The following is a 15,663-nucleotide window of genomic DNA, read 5'->3' on the forward strand; positions in this document are numbered from 1 at the left end:
TTGTTCTTTAACCTTCTTGACGGATTGGCTTATGACCCCGAGCCCCTAGGCGCTGTAGCTAGACAGTTAATATAGTGTTAAAATTAATTTCAATTTCTTCTTATTTTAGCACTATTTAAATTTCATACCAACATGGAAGTGATTTGTTATTATATATTCTCGATTTAAAGAGAAAAATAAATAGACTAGGTTTCGTTAACTGGTATAGACAACTAAACCACTTGATACTATAATAAACTCAAAGAAGTATATTTTTTGAAATGGGAGATGAAGATTTTGAGCCTACTTTTAATGGTTCATGGCAAGGCTATTTTAGAAAATGAAGTAGCAGAATCTATCTATATTTTGATTGAAAATGGAAAAATTCAAGCGATGGGTCCCATCCATGCACTTCCTTCTCATTTAACGAATGTTGAAAAAATAGATATCCCTGTAAATCAAAGTGTCGTTCCTGGATTTATTGATGTCCACATTCATGGCGCTGCAGGCGCAGACACCATGGATTCATCGATTGAGGCGTTAGAAACAATCGCCAAAGCACTTCCAGCTGAAGGAACTACAAGCTTTTTAGCCACAACCATTACCCAAAAACACGAAAATATCGAAAATGCCTTACGTAATACAGCACAATATCTAAAAAGCAACAATACGTTGGGGATAGCAGAAATTCTTGGTGTTCATTTAGAGGGTCCATTTATTAATGAAAACCATGCTGGTGCACAGCCGAAGGAATATATTATTAACCCCGATATTGAATTATTTAAACATTGGCAGGCACTCGCCGACGGTAACATTAAGCTCGTAACACTTGCACCAGAACTTGCCAATGGGACAAACTTTGTCCGCTATTTAAACGAAAATGGTGTGATTGCTTCTATCGGTCATTCTGATGCGCGATATGAAGAAATGGAAAGTGCTGTAAATGCAGGAGCCAAACAAGTGACCCATTTGTTTAATGCCATGAGAGGTTTACATCACCGGGAACCCGGAGTCGCTGGCTCTGCCCTTCTTTTTAAAGAATTAATGGTGGAACTGATTGCTGATGGGATTCACGTTCGTCCTGAGGTAATGAAGCTTATTATTAACGCTAAAGGAACAGAAGGCGTGATTTTGATAACAGATGCGATGAGGGCGAAATGCCTAAAGAATGGCACGTATGATCTAGGCGGACAAGATGTAGCCGTCGGAAATGGAAAGGCACTTCTCGCAGACGGAACACTAGCGGGCAGTATTTTAAAAATGAACGATTCCATAAAGAATATTCTAGCAGCTGCAGATATTTCTCTACTAGAAGCCGTTCAAATGGCAAGCGTGAATCCTGCAAAACAATTAAACATTTATGATCGCAAAGGCAGCCTTTCAGTGGGGAAGGATGCTGATTTCACGATATTAACGAATGATTATCAAGTTGAAATGACACTATGCCGTGGAGAAATTGCATTTAGGAAGGGGTAATAAAATGAGACTAATTCGGACAGAAAACTATCAGGAAATGAGCCTTGAGGCTGGGAAAATCATCGTTAAAAAAATTCATTCTAAACCAAATATAACGCTAGGATTGGCGACAGGCAGCACTCCCAAAGGTGTTTACGACTATTTAATTCAGAACCATAAGGAGAATGGAACCTCTTTTGAGCAGGTGAATACGATTAATTTAGATGAATATGCCGGTTTACCTGCGAAAGATCCTCAAAGCTATCATTATTTTATGGGACAAAATTTATTTAATCATATAGATATTAGCGAAGGTCATACGCATATTCCAAATGGAGCTGCCAATGATTTAGACAATGAATGTCGCCGATATGACGAGCTGATAAAAGACTTAGGGGGAGTTGATTTACAACTTCTCGGTATTGGTCAAAACGGGCATATTGGTTTCAACGAACCAGGAACACCCTTTAACAGCCGGACACATCTCGTGACACTTGCACAAGATACTCGAGAAGCGAATTCAAGATTTTTTCATTCCATTACCGACGTCCCAACACATGCGATAACAATGGGAATTGCCTCGATACTCGATAGTAAGGAGATTCTCCTGCTAGTTTCGGGAATAAACAAAGCTGAAGCATTATCCAAGTTTATGAATGGAGAAATAAGCGAGGATTTCCCTGCATCTGCTTTGAAGAACCATAAGAATGTCACTGTAATTGCGGATCGAGATGCATTAAAATATTGTTAGTACTTTTCGCAAGGCTCTTTTCTTAAACTTTATTTCCTTTTTATCACAAAAATTTTTAATTCTGCTTGTTTTGCAGAAAACAACAGTATTTTTTAAGAAAAGAGCTAGCAAACTTTAATCGGAGGAACAAAATAACTATTTCCACGTTAAAATCGGCTTTAAGATTTTAACAACATTCGTTACAAAAACAGCCTTTAACTAGGAGTGTTTGCAGATGATTAACAAAAATTCACCGGTTCCCATTTATCATCAACTAGAAGAGTACATTAAACAGCAAATAGAAAATGGTATTTTAAAGGAAGAAGCCATCATTCCATCAGAACGAGAATATGCACAAATGTTTCAGATAAGCCGCATGACCGTTAGACAGGCAATCAATAACTTGGTGATAGAAGGTTATTTAAAGAGGCAAAAAGGCAGAGGAACTTTTGTAAATAGGAAAAAGGTTGAACAAGAACTACAGGGAATGACCAGTTTTACTGAGGACATGCGCTCTAGGGGAATGAGTCCAAGCAGTACCCTATTATCTTTTCAAATCATCCCTGCTGACAATAAAACGGCTTTAAATCTTAAAGTTGAGGAAAATGAGTCTGTTTATAAAATCAAGCGAATCCGATTAGCCGATGGTTCACCCATGGCAATTGAAACAGCCTATATTCCCGTCAAACTCGTTCCTGGACTTACAGAAGCAAACAGTAATCTATCTCTATACCAGTATATTGAGGACAATCTTTCTCTTTCCATAAGCGAAGCCACTCAAGAAATTGAGGCTTCTAATGCTGGTAGTTTGGAAGCAGAAACATTGGAAATTTCGATTGGGGATCCTCTCCTCTTGATTAAACGGATTTCTTATTTACAGGATGGAGTTCCCTTTGAATTAGTAAAATCCGCCTTTCGTGCTGACCGCTACCGATTTATCCATACCATGAAACGATAAAGAGCAATTGACCACAATAGGTCAATTGCTCTTTATTTCACAAGTTTAGCCATTTAAATGTCCAATTTTGTTTCGAAAACATATGATAATAGTGAGTAACGAATAAAGGGACATAAGGAGAGTGATCTAATGAAAATCATGCTTGATGCTGGTCACGGCTATAACACTGCTGGAAAACGAAGTATCGATGGAATGCGGGAATACGAATTCACTCGAAAAGTAGCAGCATTTGCGAGTGAAATGTTATCAGCCTATCAAAATGTTTCTGTTTATTTCGCCCATTCAGATTCTCGAGATGTACCTTTGCAAGAACGAACAAATGCTGCAAATCGACTTAACGTCGATGCCTATGTGTCCATTCATGCTAATGCTTTTGGAACAACCTGGAATGATGCCAATGGTATTGAAACCTACGTGTATACGACTAACCATCAAGAGACCTATCAGCTGGCACAGAAGGTTCATAGCAATCTTATTGCTTTAACCGGTTTAAGAAATCGCGGAATCAAAACTGCAAATTTCCACGTTCTTAGAGAAACAAAGATGCCTGCTATTCTAGTTGAATGTGGATTCATGACAAACAGAAATGAAGCAGCGCTAATGCGTACAGATGCATTTCAAAGAAATTGTGCCCGAGCTATTGTCAATGGACTCGCAGCACAATACAATTTGACAGCAACACAAACATCTCCACCACCTAGTACTACACCTACTCCGCTCAGTAATTCCACACCGCCAAAATCTGGTTTATATAAAGTTCAAGCTGGTGCTTTTTCCGAAAAGAGTAATGCAGATGCCCATCTAAGGAAGCTTAAATCTGATGGATTTGAAGCATTTGTCTTCACTGATGGTTTATACAAAGTACAAGCTGGTGCCTTTACCGAAAGAAATAACGCTGAACAACTCGTAGCCCGTTTAAATGCGAAGGGATACCAGGCTTTTATAGTCATAGATTAACGAAAAAAACTAGCGCAAAATACTGCGCTAGTTTTTCTTGGAAGCTTTAAGAATCGTATTATTTACTATCAAAGTTACAACCGACATGATGATTGCGGCCAGAAGCGCCATACCGAAACCTGTAATGTCAAACGCATCTCCCATCAAATAATCGGTTATCTCAAGGGTGATCGCATTTATGACAAACAGAAAGAAACCTAATGTTAAGACTGTTGCAGGTAAGGTTAAAATGACTAATATCGGACGGACGATAATATTAATAATCGATAGCAAGAAGCTCGCGCCCAGTGCAGCTGAAAAGCTTTTCAGCACAAAGCTTTCAGAAAAATAGCCCGCAATTGCCATGAACAAAACTGCATTGATTAAAATCCCAATCAACCATTTCATCTATCATGTCTCCTATTAGTTGTTTACTCCATCCGATTTATGAAGGGTAATCGACCCGGTTTTCGTATCGACAAATATTTTTAACATTCGTTCTGGGTGGTTGACAGACTGGAAGCGAAGCATCTTTTGAATCATTTCGCTCTTTTCTTCAAGAACCTGAATTCCATCAAGTTTAATGTTGAAACCACCAAGATTTGTCTTTAACTCTCCGCTCGCTGCCACACCATCAGGAATAAACAAATCGATCCCACCTGTAGTCGCCTTAGCAGCAATTAATTCACAGCGATTTCCAGTTAGGTTATAGGTAGTATTCCCATTAAATGTTTGAGATTCTACCTTTCTAAAGTCACCATCAAGTTTAATCGCACCATTAATGGTTTCTACCTCAAGGTCATCAATCGTGCTAGTTTTTAGTGTAATATGGCCATTTGCGGTTTCAATTTCCGCTTTTTTCCCATTTATTCCGACTAGCTCGATCTTTCCATTGGCTGTTTTCATCCGTAAATCATTGATGGTTAGTTCTTCACCTGAAATGGACCCATTAAAAATTCTTACCCGTGCCCGTTCGTATTCAGCTTGAGGGACATAGACCACCGCATCGACCTTCATCCATTTTTGCTGGGTCATGAACCGCAATTTTTGCCCATCAATCGCAAACAAGATATCCTTTAAAAAATTCTCCCTAGCTTGGTCAGCGTTATCTACTCGATAAACCTTTGCCTGACATTCAATTCTGACATCCTTTTGGTCCCATGGTACTAGTTTCAGTGATCCATTGGCAAGATCAATATCCATATCACGTAAGTAGACATCGCCCTGGTGAAAGATGTGTGAGATTTCCACAGACTGGCCAAAATTCAAATCAAGGTCAAGGTCCTTAATTTTTTTCAAAGCTGTATCAACAAAATCAAAAATTTTATCCTTCGTCGTGTGCACCTTTCCCTGTGTGCTTTCTTCCTTTTTGGCTTCTTCAAACGTATAGGCAGAGGAAATCTCTTGGGCAATTTGTTCCTGCTTTTGTTCAATGGATTGCCCTGCTTTCTCAAGTTCCTCGAGTAAGACTAGCGCCTCATCGACATTCAATTTTCCTTCTTCGACCATTTTTAAAATCCGTTTTCTTTCTTCCTTCATCGTTATCCACTCCAAAATTAGTTTTCAATAAAATCTATTCCATCGTGAAGACTTTTACGCCTTTAATCACATTCCAGATCGTTACAATTAGACCAATTAAGACCATAATTCCAACAGTGACCAGGGTAAAAACAGGAATAGCTTCATTGTTAATGGCATTTATATCAGTAAATAGTGCAAAAATAAGCAGCGGCACTGGAATAAGTGGTAGTAAATGTGATACGAATGCTTTTTTGGCATGGCTTTTAGTTACGTCATCCCCAGAGGCAAACATGACAACAAGTGGAAAAAGAATCCCTGCAAAAAAAATACTAAAGTAACATAAACCAGACAGAACCTTTCTTGTTTCCATTTCCATCAACTCCTTATTCCTTTTCTACGGATATAGAAATTGAAAGTTTCATTTTTTGAAAAAAATAACAGTTCTCTTTTATACCTACATAGACGTCAATGGTATGATGACCATTTTTCATGATTATTTTGTGCGTTTCGGTCATCATCGATGTTATGATGACCAGTTTTTATGAATTTTTTGTGCGTTTTGGTCATCAATGATGATATGATGACCTTTTTCATGATTTTTTCATGCATTTCGGTCATCATCGATCGTATGACGACCTTTTTTATGATTTTTCCATGAGTTTTGGTCATCAGCGAAATGGGCCGAGAAAAATCCCCTTCCTCGACAATCCAAAAAAGCTAAAACCTAAGGTTTTAGCTTTTTGCAATGGTTTCTTTTTCTAAAATTTGCTCTTTCATTCGCAGCCGGTCACGCTCTAAGACTGGTTTTAAATATTTGCCTGTATAGGATTCGGGTACTTCAGCGACCTTTTCTGGTGGTCCTGCTGCAACAATGGTACCACCTTTATCCCCGCCTTCTGGGCCGAGATCGATAATATAGTCGGAAGCTTTGATGACATCTAAATTATGCTCAATAACCAGGACAGTATCCCCACTCTCAACCAAACGCTGGAGAACGACCAATAACCGTGAAATATCATCGACATGAAGGCCAGTTGTCGGTTCATCCAGGATGTAAAGGGTTTTCCCATTTGAGCGGCGATGAAGTTCTGAAGCTAGCTTCACACGCTGCGCTTCTCCTCCTGAAAGGGTTGTTCCTGGTTGACCTAATTTAATATATCCTAGGCCGACATCAAAAATCGTCTGCAGCTTCCGATTGATTTTTGGAACGTTTTCGAAAAACTGGACAGCCGCCTCCACAGTCATATCTAGAATTTCAGCAATATTTTTTCCTTTATATTTCACTTCAAGTGTTTCACGGTTGTAGCGTTTTCCATGACATACTTCGCACGGAACATAAACATCAGGCAGGAAATGCATTTCAATTTTGAGTATCCCATCTCCCTTGCAAGCCTCACAGCGTCCGCCCTTCACATTGAAACTAAACCGGCCCTTTTTATAGCCGCGGACCTTTGCTTCATTTGTTGTTGCAAACAAATCGCGGATATCATCAAAGGCACCAGAATAGGTTGCTGGATTGGAGCGCGGTGATCTTCCGATTGGTGATTGGTCTATATCAATGATTTTGTCTAGATACTCAATCCCTTTGATTTCTTTATGCTCACCAGGTTTTGTTTTCGCACGATGAAGCTTCTGCGCAAGCGATTTTTGCAGAATTTCATTGATTAATGTACTTTTTCCAGACCCAGAAACACCCGTCACCGAAATAAACATCCCTAATGGAAGCTTTACATTTACATTTCGCAAATTGTTCTCTGAAGCCCCTCTGATTTCGATAAATCTGCCATCCGGCTTACGTCGCTCTAGTGGCAGCGGGATAAACTTCTTGCCTGATAAATATTGCCCTGTCAACGAATTCGGGTCGGCTAATACCTCAGCAGGTGTGCCCGCAGAAATAATTTGGCCACCGTGCACCCCGGCCCCAGGTCCAATATCAATTAAATAGTCAGCAGCCATCATTGTATCTTCGTCATGCTCAACAACAATTAACGTATTGCCAATATCCCGCATTTGCTTAAGCGTTTCGATTAACCGGTCATTATCACGCTGATGAAGTCCAATCGATGGTTCGTCTAAAATATAGAGAACACCCGTTAGCTTCGAACCAATTTGGGTCGCCAAACGAATTCGCTGCGCTTCCCCTCCTGAAAGAGTCCCTGAAGCACGTCCTAAACTTAAGTAATCAAGTCCCACGTTCAAAAGGAAACCAATGCGCTCATGAATCTCGTTAAATATTAGCTTACCTATTTGCATCTCTTTTTCCGATAGTTCTATTTCATTAAAGAATTGATAGGTTTCTTCAATAGACAAATCAGTAATTTGGGAAATATGACGCCCTGAGATAAGTACAGCCAAGCTTTCCTTTTTCAAACGATTGCCCTTACATGTCGGACATGGCTGCTGCCCCATGTATTTCTCCATTTGCTCACGGATATAATCAGAGCTTGTCTCCTTATATCGGCGTTCTACATTACGAATGACGCCCTCAAATTCAATATTACCCTCACGGATTTGACCCCAATCATTCTCATAACGGAAATAGATTTTATCACCTTTTACCCCGTAAAGAATCTTTTCGATAAGATGTTGGGGAATGTCTTTGTACGGCATGTCCATATCGATACCATAATGATTACAAACAGCTTCAAGCAGCTGTGGATAATACTGTGAACTCGTCGGCTCCCATGGAGCAATCGCATGTTGTTTTAAAGAAAGATCCTTATTTGGGATCACAAGGTCGACATCTACCTCAAGCTTGGAGCCGAGTCCATCGCACTCTGGACAAGCACCAAACGGACTATTGAAACTGAACATCCGCGGTTCTAATTCTCCGATTGAAAAGCCACAGTGAGGACAGGCATGGTTTTCGCTAAAAAGGAGTTCCTCTTCACCCATAACATCAACGATTACTTTTCCTGCTCCAAGTCGTAACGCTGTTTCAAGCGAGTCTGCTATCCTTGCAGCAACGCCCTCTTTAACGACAATTCGGTCAACGACAACCTCTATCGAATGCTTTTTGTTTTTATCTAATTCAAATTCATCACCAAGGTCGAGCATTTCCCCGTCAACACGGACACGCACAAAGCCTTGTTTTTTTATATCCTCGAGTACTTTTACATGCTGGCCTTTTCGACCAGAAATAACCGGTGCAAGAATCTGCATTTTGGTTCGTTCTGGATATTCCATTATTCGGTCTACCATCTGTTCAATGGTTTGCGAAGATATCTCAATATGGTGGATGGGACATGTCGGCCTGCCCACACGAGCGTACAGTAATCGTAAATAATCATATATCTCTGTTACTGTTCCTACCGTTGAACGGGGATTCTTACTCGTTGTTTTTTGATCAATCGAAATCGCCGGAGACAATCCTTCAATGGAATCAACATCTGGCTTATCCATTTGCCCTAGGAATTGCCGTGCGTAAGCCGATAGAGATTCCACATAGCGGCGCTGTCCTTCTGCGTAAATCGTATCAAAAGCCAAGGAGGACTTCCCTGAACCGGATAGTCCTGTTAAAACAACAAGCTTATCTCTCGGAATGGTGACATCTATATTTTTTAAATTATGGGCTCTGGCGCCTTTTACAATCAATTTATCCATAACCATGTTACGTCATCCTTCCGCTTTTAACTCTAACAGTAAATCACGAAGCTCTGCAGCTCGTTCAAAATTAAGCGCTTTGGCTTCTGTTTTCATTTCTTTTTCCATGGTAGCAATTAGCTTGTCTTTTTCTTTCTTTGACATCTTGCCGAAGGATGCTGTTGGTTTGTAATCTTCCTGTTCCTCGGCCGCATGTGTCGCACGGATAACATCACGAATTCCCTTTTGAATCGTCATAGGCGTTATGCCGTGCTTTTGATTATATTCTTCTTGGATTTTGCGACGCTCTCTCGTTACATTAATCGCTATTTCCATTGAATTGGTCATTTTGTCTGCATACAGGATGACATGACCATTCGCATTACGAGCAGCACGGCCAATGGTTTGGATTAATGAACGTTCCGAACGAAGGAATCCCTCTTTATCCGCATCGAGAATCGTAATGAGTGAAACCTCAGGGATATCGAGTCCTTCTCTGAGCAGGTTAATCCCGACAAGGACATCATACTTGCCTAGCCGCAGTTCACGAATAATTTCGATACGTTCAAGTGTCTTTACCTCAGAATGCAAATATTGAACTTTGATTCCAATTTCTTTTAAATAATCCGTTAAGTCCTCTGACATTTTCTTAGTCAGAGTCGTAATCAAGACACGTTCATTTACTTTTATTCGCTCGTGTATTTCAGCGATAATGTCATCAATTTGTCCTTCTATTGGGCGAACTTCTATCGTTGGATCAAGTAATCCAGTTGGTCGAATAATCTGTTTGATCATTTCTGGAGTATGCTCCAGCTCAAATGGACCAGGAGTTGCCGAAACAAAGATTGCATTGTGAATATGTTTCTCAAATTCATCAAATGTCAACGGTCTGTTATCAAGTGCAGACGGCAGACGGAAGCCGTGGTCAACTAGCACCTGTTTCCGTGCTCTATCACCATTAAACATCCCTCTTACTTGCGGGAGGGTAACGTGTGACTCATCGACAATCATTAAGAAATCCTCTGGAAAGTAATCGATTAATGTATAGGGTGTGGAACCAGCTGGCCGAAGCGTTAAATGTCGGGAATAGTTCTCAATACCCGAGCAAAAGCCCATTTCGCGCATCATTTCAAGATCATAACGCGTTCGTTGTTCAAGCCGCTGAGCTTCTAACAATTTATTATCTGCCCGCAGTTCTTCAAGGCGCTCTTCCACTTCTTTTTCGATATTTTCAATCGCCTTAAGTAACTTTTCTTCTCCAGTTACGAAGTGGGAAGCTGGGAAGATGGCAACATGTTCACGTTCACCCATGATTTCGCCAGTCAGCGCATCGACTTCACGAATCCGATCGATTTCATCGCCAAAAAATTCAACCCGCATGCAATGTTCATCACGGGAAGCTGGGAAGATTTCAACAACATCTCCGCGGACCCGAAAGGTACCCCGCTTAAAATCAATATCATTTCGTTCATATTGGATATCAATTAACCGATGTAGTAACTGATTGCGCTCAATCTCCATGCCTCTCCTAAGCGACAAAACCATTTTTCCGTATTCTTCTGGAGAACCGAGACCGTAAATACAGGATACACTGGCAATAACGATGACATCTTTCCGCTCAAATAAGGAGGACGTCGCCGAGTGACGCAGCTTATCAATTTCATCGTTGACGCTTGAATCCTTTTCGATAAATGTATCTGTCGATGGAACGTAGGCTTCAGGTTGAAAGTAATCGTAATAACTGACAAAATACTCAACAGCATTATTCGGGAAAAATTCCTTAAACTCACTGTAGAGCTGTCCCGCTAATGTTTTATTATGAGCAATCACTAACGTTGGCTTATTTATTTCTTTGATTACATTGGAAACAGTGAATGTCTTTCCTGTTCCGGTTGCGCCCAGTAACGTCTGATAGCGTTTGTTCTCCTTGATCCCCTGGACTAGCTGCCGAATGGCTTCAGGCTGATCACCTTGTGGTGAATACTTCGAAACTAATTCAAATTGGTCCTTCACAGATTTCCCTCCCGCTATTTCAATCACTTTCTAGCTTTTAAACATGCAAAAAGTCCGGGACGGTGCCGGAAAGTGTTCCTTTAAAACTAATAGTATCATTCTAACACATTTCACTAAAAACAAACCACTAATATGCGAACGAACATTCGTTTTTTTGGTGGAATTTCATTTTTCGGGAGAAAACGTGGAATTATCAGCCGAATATTACCATTTATTGGGCATAAAACCCCATATCCCCACCAATAGCAAAAAGCCTGTCATTTGATTGACAGGCTGCTATATATTTTTGTTTATGTTTGTTTGAAAACTCTGTGCTTCATTTTTTCCGCAAGCCAAAAACCAGCTGTTAAAGAAAATGCATCAATTACTATAAGTAGAAATGTGTTTGTGTAACCCTTATAAACAGAAGCTGCTATAAGTCCTACAGTTAAGGCAAGACCGATGTAGCGATTATAAGTGACCCGGCTGAAAAGCAAAACGAGCAATCCTGGCATAATAAACGCAGACAAGTATCTAATAACCTCTTCCAATGGGTACACCTCATTTATTCGTTTCTGTTAATATATTTTAGAAATATATTTATAAAATTGCAACAAAAATGATAATGATTTAATTAGTTACATGTTCCATGCGGGCTAGGGCAGCCAACTTCAGCCTTTTCAACTTGGATCGTACTATGCTCAATATGAAACTCATCATGGAGAATTTTTTGCGATTGAGCCAGTATCTCATCATGAATAGCTTCATCTACAATCGTAATGTGACAGCTCAATACTGGATACCCTGAAGTAATCGTCCAGATGTGTAAATCATGGACTTCCTTAACTTTAGGAATTTTACTAAGTGCTTCTTTTACCTGCTGGATATTAATTTGTGTTGGTGCACCTTCCATCAAGATATGGAAGGAATCCCTCGTGACACGAAAACCACTAATAATAATTAAAACCGCGACAATGACACTGGCAATTGGATCGGCAATCGTCCAGCCGAAAAACATAATAAGCAAGGCAGCTACAATGGCGCCGACCGACCCGAGCATATCGCCCAGTACATGTAAAAATGCACTGCGGACATTGAGGTTATCATCCTTGTCACCACTCATTAAAATCCAAGCAGCGATAATATTTACGACTAATCCCGTTACTGAAATGATTAACATGCCTGTACTTTGCACCTCAGGCGGGGCAAAGAAACGCTGAAAGGCTTCATAAAAGATATACAAGGAAATAAGGATCAGCGTAAGTCCATTCAATGCAGCTGCAATGATTTCAAACCGCTTGTAACCATACGTTTTTTCCTGTGATACTTGTTTTTCTCCCAGTTTAATCGCGAAAAAGCTTAACCCAAGTGCAGCCGCATCGCTAAGCATATGGCCTGCGTCAGATAATAAAGCTAGGCTGTTGGTTAATACACCGCCAATGACTTCAACGACCATAAAAGCAGCAATCAAAATAAATGAACTTAGCAGTGCTTTTTTATTACTTGTATGTGAATGTCCATGTCCATGTCCATGCGAATGCCCATGAGAGTGTCCATGATGATGTCCCATAAAAATACCTCTCCCAACTAGAGTTGTCTCTTAGTTTTTTCTTTCCTCTATTTTGCCATACATACTTACTTTCTGACAGATACCTCTTGCTAATGCTCAAAAGCGATATGAATGAGTTGTTTCACATGGTCATCATCGAGAGAATAGTAGACTAACTTTCCCTCTTTACGGTATTTTGCAAGTCCCATGCTCTTCAGATGGCGTAAATGATGGGAGGCAGTTGCTGTTGTAGCTCCAACAATCATGGCCACATCACAAACACAAAGCTCTTCTTCAAGTGTGAGCGCATAAGCTATTTTCAGTCGTGTTTCATCGGATATTGCTTTAAACAGCTTTGTTACTTCAACGATATTACTTTTTTCAATTAAGGGCTGCAGCCGTGAGGTTTTGTGGCTGTCTACACAGGTAACCTCGCAAATATCGCGATCTTTCATTCCATCACCTCGTCATATATTCAAATCTTTATTTGATTATATAATATTCAAACATCTATTTGAATGTCAATGATTTTTTCAACAAAAGCCTTATTCTTCCCTTTTTATGTATTTCCAACTTATGGTACAATATTACTAGATTAAAACTGTTATTAACTTAGTAATATCACCTTTTCAAAAAGGGGGAATTCAGTGATGACGATTGTTACAAATAGGAAACATTTATGGTTTTTTGGGCTGCTTACCTTGATTATCTGTTCGAATGTTCTTCTTTATCGTTTGGACCTAATGCAGCCGCTCCCAAACGAGGTTGCCCTTGGAACATTGGTTGATTTCATGATTATCATTCCACTGCTCACCTATTTTTTTATTATTCGAAAGCGGTATTCTTTAAAAAGTCTTTTATTTGTCGTGTTGGCTGGATATGCTGCAGCGGCATTGATCGTCCCGCAAGGCTACTTTTCTTCTTATTCTTTTGTTAAATACCTTTTAATTGCCGGCGAGGGTGCCTTTTTACTGGTTGAACTTTTTATCGTGTTTAAATTGCTTAGCAAGTTGCCAGCAATTTTTCTGTTTTATAAAAAGAAGGAAAATGAAATACCAGCATTCTCATACCGTATTGAGCAGGCATTGGCACATCATATGAAAACCAATCGATTCCTAGAAATCATCTCCTCTGAAATAAGCATGTTTTATTACAGCCTATTTTCATGGCGGAAAAAGCCCGTTATTGATGGTCAAGTATTTACTTTTCATAAAAAGACAAGTGCTGTCGCCTTTTATATCATGCTCATTCATGCACTAGTTCTGGAATCAATCGGATTTCATTTTTTTCTTCATTCTTGGAATCCCATTGTTGCCATGGTTGTTCTACTATTAAATGGCTATGGTTTATTGTTCTTTTTGGCGGAAATCCAAGCGATTCGCCTGGTCCCTTTCATTCTTACGGATCACCATTTATATTTACAGGTGGGAATGATGAAACGACTGAAAGTACCACTTGAAGAAATTAAAAGCGTTCACTACTATCAAGGTCCAGAGAAGCTAACAAGAGAAGAAACAAAGCAGCTTTTTGATGCTGTACTTCCGGATATTATGAAAGAAAAACCTTCTATTGAAATTGAGTTTTTTACAAACCAAGAAGCTAAAATGATGTACGGGTTTACAAAAAAGGTAAACAAGGTTCACCTTCGGCCAGATGAACCACATGAATTTCTTAATTTTCTTCAGCGAAAAATAACAGAATAATACTGGGATTAACTTCCCCATTTTTTTCAAAAAAATAGCAAAACCAGCTTGAAATTAACTCAAGCTGGTTTCTTGTTCCATTGCTATACTACCATTCCGCAATGCTTCCATCCTTGTGGCGCCAAACCGGATTTTTCCAGTTATGGCCAATCACTGCTTGTTTTCTTACAAATTCTTCATTGATTTCAATCCCTAATCCTGGTCCTTGCGGGATGCTGACATAGCCGTCTTTATACTCAAATACGGATTTATCAACGATATAATCCAGCAAGTCACTGCCTTGGTTGTAATGGATCCCTAAACTTTGCTCTTGAATAAAGGCATTGTGTGCTGTCGCATCCACTTGCAGACAGGCTGCAAGTGCAATCGGTCCTAATGGACAATGAGGTGCAAGTGCGACATCATACGCTTCAGCCATCGTGGCGATTTTCTTACATTCGGTAATTCCGCCTGCATGGGATACGTCCGGTTGAATAATATCAACATATCCATCCGCCAGCACTGATTTGAAATCCCAGCGTGAAAACATCCGCTCTCCTGTTGCAATCGGGATCGATGTATGTTGAGCAATTTCTTTCAGCGCTTCATTATTTTCTGCCAATACTGGCTCTTCAATAAACATCGGACGGAACTGCTCCAGTTCTTTTGCTAGAATCTTAGCCATCGGTTTATGTACCCGCCCGTGAAAATCAATGCCAATTCCTACATACTGTCCGGCAGCCTCACGAACTGCAGCAATTCGTTCCAGCACTTGATCAATTTTTTCATAGGAATCAATATACTGTAATTCTTCCGTTCCATTCATTTTAACAGCAGTAAAACCCACATCGACGATCTTTTTTGCCGCCTCACCCACATCGGATGGACGATCGCCGCCAATCCAGGAATACACCTTAATCGAGTCTCGGCAGGCACCGCCCAGCAGCTGATAGACAGGGGCATTAAAGTACTTTCCTTTAATATCCCAAAGCGCCTGATCAATTCCCGCAATCGCACTCATGATGATGGGGCCGCCGCGATAAAATCCGGAACGATACATCATGTTCCAATGATCTTCAATTCGGAGTGGATCCTTGCCAATTAAGAATTCCATTAATTCCTCAACACAAGCCTTAACCGTGGCCGCTTTTCCTTCGATTACCGGTTCACCCCAGCCAACGATTCCTTCATCCGTTTCTATTTTTAAAAATAACCAGCGTGGAGGAACTTGAAAAAGCTCATAACCGCGTATTTTCATCTGCAAACACTCCTTTTAGTG

The 15,663-nt window shown here is 40.1% G+C and carries 15 protein-coding genes; 5 read left to right on the forward strand and 10 right to left on the reverse strand.

Annotated elements, in window-relative coordinates; genetic code table 11:
- Nucleotides 1-267 precede the first annotated feature (267 nt).
- The 4 genes from nagA (at nt 268) to V7124_RS10050 (ending at nt 4,079) form a co-directional block, all read left to right on the forward strand.
- On the forward strand, nt 268-1,455 hold the full coding sequence (gene nagA / locus V7124_RS10035) for an N-acetylglucosamine-6-phosphate deacetylase (protein WP_420490522.1): 1,188 nt from the start codon (nt 268-270) through the stop codon (nt 1,453-1,455).
- 4 nt (nt 1,456-1,459) lie between these two features.
- Nucleotides 1,460-2,185, forward strand: coding sequence for a glucosamine-6-phosphate deaminase (nagB, locus tag V7124_RS10040; protein WP_335488647.1), 726 nt, complete (start codon nt 1,460-1,462; stop codon nt 2,183-2,185).
- 214 nt (nt 2,186-2,399) lie between these two features.
- Nucleotides 2,400-3,122, forward strand: coding sequence for a GntR family transcriptional regulator (locus V7124_RS10045; protein WP_335488649.1), 723 nt, complete (start codon nt 2,400-2,402; stop codon nt 3,120-3,122).
- A 129-nt stretch (nt 3,123-3,251) separates the two neighbouring features.
- Nucleotides 3,252-4,079, forward strand: coding sequence for an N-acetylmuramoyl-L-alanine amidase (locus V7124_RS10050; RefSeq protein WP_335413163.1), 828 nt, complete (start codon nt 3,252-3,254; stop codon nt 4,077-4,079).
- A 27-nt stretch (nt 4,080-4,106) separates the two neighbouring features.
- On the opposite strand, the gene V7124_RS10055 is transcribed toward V7124_RS10050, so the two are convergent.
- The 9 genes from V7124_RS10055 to V7124_RS10095 all read right to left on the reverse strand — a co-directional run bounded on the left by V7124_RS10055 (nt 4,107) and on the right by V7124_RS10095 (nt 13,157).
- A complete protein-coding gene (locus V7124_RS10055; RefSeq protein WP_335413166.1) occupies nt 4,107-4,466 on the reverse strand; it encodes a phage holin family protein in 360 nt (119 codons plus the stop codon).
- Nucleotides 4,467-4,481: 15 nt separating this feature from the next.
- Nucleotides 4,482-5,597, reverse strand: a complete 1,116-nt coding sequence (locus V7124_RS10060; RefSeq protein WP_335488652.1) for a DUF4097 domain-containing protein — start codon at nt 5,595-5,597, stop codon at nt 4,482-4,484.
- 34 nt (nt 5,598-5,631) lie between these two features.
- Nucleotides 5,632-5,949, reverse strand: coding sequence for a DUF4870 domain-containing protein (locus V7124_RS10065; RefSeq protein ID WP_335413170.1), 318 nt, complete (start codon nt 5,947-5,949; stop codon nt 5,632-5,634).
- 95 nt (nt 5,950-6,044) lie between these two features.
- Nucleotides 6,045-6,248, reverse strand: a complete 204-nt coding sequence (locus V7124_RS10070; protein ID WP_335488655.1) for a hypothetical protein — start codon at nt 6,246-6,248, stop codon at nt 6,045-6,047.
- Nucleotides 6,249-6,311: 63 nt separating this feature from the next.
- On the reverse strand, nt 6,312-9,188 hold the full coding sequence (gene uvrA, locus V7124_RS10075; protein ID WP_335488658.1) for an excinuclease ABC subunit UvrA: 2,877 nt from the start codon (nt 9,186-9,188) through the stop codon (nt 6,312-6,314).
- 6 nt (nt 9,189-9,194) lie between these two features.
- Nucleotides 9,195-11,174: an excinuclease ABC subunit UvrB gene (uvrB, locus tag V7124_RS10080; protein WP_335413175.1), complete on the reverse strand. Its 1,980-nt coding sequence runs from the start codon at nt 11,172-11,174 to the stop codon at nt 9,195-9,197.
- Nucleotides 11,175-11,464: 290 nt separating this feature from the next.
- Entirely contained in the window at nt 11,465-11,704 is a 240-nt protein-coding gene (locus V7124_RS10085; RefSeq protein WP_335413177.1) for a CsbA family protein, read from the reverse strand.
- Nucleotides 11,705-11,787: 83 nt separating this feature from the next.
- Complete coding sequence (locus V7124_RS10090) at nt 11,788-12,723, reverse strand: cation diffusion facilitator family transporter (RefSeq protein WP_335488660.1); 936 nt, start codon at nt 12,721-12,723, stop codon at nt 11,788-11,790.
- An 89-nt stretch (nt 12,724-12,812) separates the two neighbouring features.
- Nucleotides 12,813-13,157 carry an ArsR/SmtB family transcription factor gene (locus V7124_RS10095; protein ID WP_335488663.1) on the reverse strand — a complete coding sequence of 115 codons (345 nt, stop codon included), beginning with the start codon at nt 13,155-13,157 and terminating at the stop codon, nt 12,813-12,815.
- A 195-nt stretch (nt 13,158-13,352) separates the two neighbouring features.
- On the opposite strand from V7124_RS10095, the gene V7124_RS10100 reads away from it, so the two are divergent.
- Entirely contained in the window at nt 13,353-14,405 is a 1,053-nt protein-coding gene (locus V7124_RS10100; RefSeq protein ID WP_335488666.1) for a hypothetical protein, read from the forward strand.
- An 88-nt stretch (nt 14,406-14,493) separates the two neighbouring features.
- On the opposite strand, the gene dgoD is transcribed toward V7124_RS10100, so the two are convergent.
- Nucleotides 14,494-15,642 carry a galactonate dehydratase gene (gene dgoD, locus V7124_RS10105; protein WP_335488669.1) on the reverse strand — a complete coding sequence of 383 codons (1,149 nt, stop codon included), beginning with the start codon at nt 15,640-15,642 and terminating at the stop codon, nt 14,494-14,496.
- Nucleotides 15,643-15,663 lie beyond the last annotated feature (21 nt).

Origin of the sequence: Neobacillus niacini (assembly GCF_036961885.1) — a bacterium.
GTDB classification, from domain to species: Bacteria; Bacillota; Bacilli; order Bacillales; family Cytobacillaceae; genus Neobacillus; species Neobacillus niacini_H.